2 protein-coding genes and 1 pseudogene are annotated in these 2,898 nt (G+C 73.1%); all 3 read left to right on the top strand.

Annotated elements, in window-relative coordinates; all coding sequences use genetic code 11:
- Positions 1-103 (top strand): annotated as a pseudogene (locus ACIP94_RS38375) (trehalose synthase); the annotation flags it as partial.
- 89 nt (positions 104-192) lie between these two features.
- Entirely contained in the window at positions 193-1,593 is a 1,401-nt protein-coding gene (locus tag ACIP94_RS38370) for a maltokinase (RefSeq protein WP_402436760.1), read from the top strand.
- A 38-nt stretch (positions 1,594-1,631) separates the two neighbouring features.
- Positions 1,632-2,898 (top strand): histone H1-like repetitive region-containing protein (locus ACIP94_RS38365; RefSeq protein ID WP_402436758.1); only part of this gene is annotated, 1,267 nt, incomplete at its 3' end.

Here is a 2,898-nt window from a genome sequence, read left to right as displayed (position 1 = left end):
CATCGGCGGGGTCCGCTTCCCGGCCATCGGCGAACTGCCCTACCTGCTCACCCTCGCAGGCCACGGCTTCTACTGGTTCCGGCTCCGCAAGGACGGGGCCTAGAAGCAGGGGGCGGGGCGGTTTCCACCGCCCCGCCCGGGGCACGCAGGCAATGGACACCCCGACCACCCCCCGGGGAAAGGACGTACGCCATGTCGGAAGCCGTCACCCGTCCCACCACGGCCCGGTCCGGTCTCCTCGCCTCCCTCGAGCCCCTCCTGCGGGAGTGGCTGCCACGGCAGCGCTGGTTCGCGGGCAAGGGACGGCCGGTCACCGGGTTCTCGCTGGTGGCGGCCACCGACCTGCTGCCGCCGGAAGGCGCGCTGGGTCTGGTCCATCTGCTCGTACGGGCCCATCAGCCGGCGGCGCCGACCCAGGGCGCCGTACCGCACCCCGGCGACTGCTACCAGCTTCTGATAGGCGTGCGCGAGGCGCTGCCACCGCGGCTGGCGCCCGCGCTGATCGGTCATGTGGCGGACGGACCGCTGGCCGGCCTGACCGTGTACGAGGCCCTCTACGACCCCCGGGCCACCACCGTGCTTCTGGAGGCGCTGCGCACCCGGGCGCGCGTCGGCGCACTCCGCTTCGACGGCGACCCGCACCAGCCGATAGGGGACGGGCTCGTCCCGCGGAGGGTCACTGCGGAGCAGTCCAACTCGTCGGTCGTCTACGGAGATACGTTCATTCTCAAGCTCCTGCGGCGTGTCGTCCCCGGCACCAACCCCGATCTGGAACTCCCGCTGCTGCTGTCGCGCGAGCGCTGTCCCCGGGTGCCCGCACCGGCCGGCTGGCTGCTCGCCGGCCTCGACGACCTGGACGAGTCCTATGTCCTGGCCGTCCTTCAGCCGTATCTGCGGGGAGCCTCCGATGGCTGGGAACTGGCCCTGCACGAGCTGGCCAAGGGCGAGGACTTCACCCCCGAGGCGCGGGCGCTCGGCCGCGCCACCGCCGAGGTGCACACGGCCCTGGCCCGCGCCCTGCCCCCGGTCACGCTGGGCCACACCCAGATACGGCTGCTGGTCGGCGGCATGGCCGAGCGGCTGGAGGCGGCGGCGCAGGCGGTGCCCGCACTACGGTCGTACGCGCCCGCGCTGCACTCCGCGTTCGAGGCGCTGGCAGGCCTCGCCGCCGAGGGGCGGACCTGGACCGCCCAGCGCATCCACGGGGATCTCCACCTGGGCCAGTGCCTGCGCGCGCCGTCCGGAGACTGGTCGCTGATCGACTTCGAGGGCGAGCCGTCCAGGCCGCTCGCCGAGCGCCGGATGCCGCAGCCCGTGGTGCGGGACATCGCGGGGATGCTGCGCTCCTTCGACTACGCGGCGCACTCGGCCGGTCCCCCGGAAGCGGAGTGGGCCGCGGCGTGCCGGGCCGCGTACTGCTCGGGCTACGCCGAGGTCGCCGGGCACGATCCGCGCACCGAACCGGTGCTGCTGCGTGCGTACGAGACGGACAAGGCCGTCTACGAGGTCCTCTACGAGGCCCGCCACCGCCCCGACTGGCTGCCGGTGCCGATGGCGGCGATACGCCGCCTGGCCGCCGACCCCACCCCCTGATCCACCGCTCTTTGCCCATTGCCGAGGAGGCCCCGCCCGTGACGCCCCGCCCCCCGTCCGACGACAGCGCGCAGAAGAACGGCGACGGTCCACAGCAGACCGGTACCGGTGTGAGGAAGGCGACCGCCGCGAAGAGGACGACGGTGGCCGCCGAGAAGTCGACGACCGGTACGAAGAAGACCGTGGCCAGGAAGGCGGCGGCCAAGAAGACGACGGCGACGGGAGCGGCGGCGAAGAAGGCGGCGGCCGGGAGGACGGCGGCGCCGGAAGCGGTGGCCGGGAAGGCTTCGGCGAAGAAGACAGCGAAGAAGACAGCGGCGAAGAAGACAGCGGCCGCGAAGGCACCGGCGAAGAAGACCGCCACAGCGAGGAAGGCGGCGGCGAAGAAGGCGCCCACAGCGAAGAAGGCGGCGGGGAAGAAGGCGCCCGCCCCCGCCGGGAAAGCGGTGCCCGAGAAGGCCGTCGCCGAGAAAGCCACCGCTCCCGGGACGGCCCTCGGGAAGGCGGCCACGTCCGAGGTCGCCGCCTCCCCCGCCGACTCCCCGGCCGTCTCCCCCGCCGTCGGCGCAGCCGATCGCGCGCGGCTGGTCGACGGCACCCATCACGACCCGCACGCGGTGCTCGGTGCCCATCCGGTGCCCGGTGGGGTCGCCTTCCGGGCCTTCCGTCCGTACGCGCTGTCGGTGACCATCGTCATCGGGGACCTGCGCACCGAGCTGCACGACGACGGCGACGGGTTCTTCTCGGGCCTGCTGCCGCTGCGCGATGTCCCGGAGTACCGGCTCCTCGTGGCCTACGAGGGAGTGACGCGGGAGACCGAGGATGCGTACCGTTTCCTGCCCACGCTCGGCGAGCTGGATCTGCATCTGATCGGCGAGGGGCGGCACGAGCAGCTGTGGCAGGTGCTCGGCGCCCACCCGATGACCCACCAGGGCGTCGTCGGCACCCGCTTCTCGGTGTGGGCGCCGAACGCGCGCGGTGTGCGCGTGGCCGGAGGCTTCAACCACTGGGACGGCACCGGTCACCCCATGCGCTCCCTCGGCTCCTCCGGTGTGTGGGAACTGTTCGTGCCGGGGATCGGCGAGGGCGAGCTGTACAAGTTCGAGATCACCCGCCCGGACGGCTCCCGCACCCTGCGCGCCGACCCGCTGGCGCGGCGCACCGAGGCCCCGCCGCATACGTCCTCGATCGTGCATGTCTCCCACCACGAGTGGCATGACGAGGAGTGGCTCGCGCACCGGGCGGACCTGCCCGTGCACGAGGCGCCGTTCTCGGTGTACGAGGTGCATCTGCCGTCCTGGCGGC

Source organism: Streptomyces sp. NPDC093261, assembly GCF_044753645.1.
Classification (GTDB): domain Bacteria; phylum Actinomycetota; class Actinomycetes; order Streptomycetales; family Streptomycetaceae; genus Streptomyces.
Note: the sequence above shows the minus strand (reverse complement) of the source record. Positions and strands in the feature narration are given on the sequence as shown.

Bases quoted from the DNA above. Each gene is read 5' to 3' on its own strand.
- ACIP94_RS38370 (WP_402436760.1), top strand. From the start codon at position 193: ATGTCGGAAGCCGTCACCCGTCCCACCACGGCCCGGTCCGGTCTCCTC.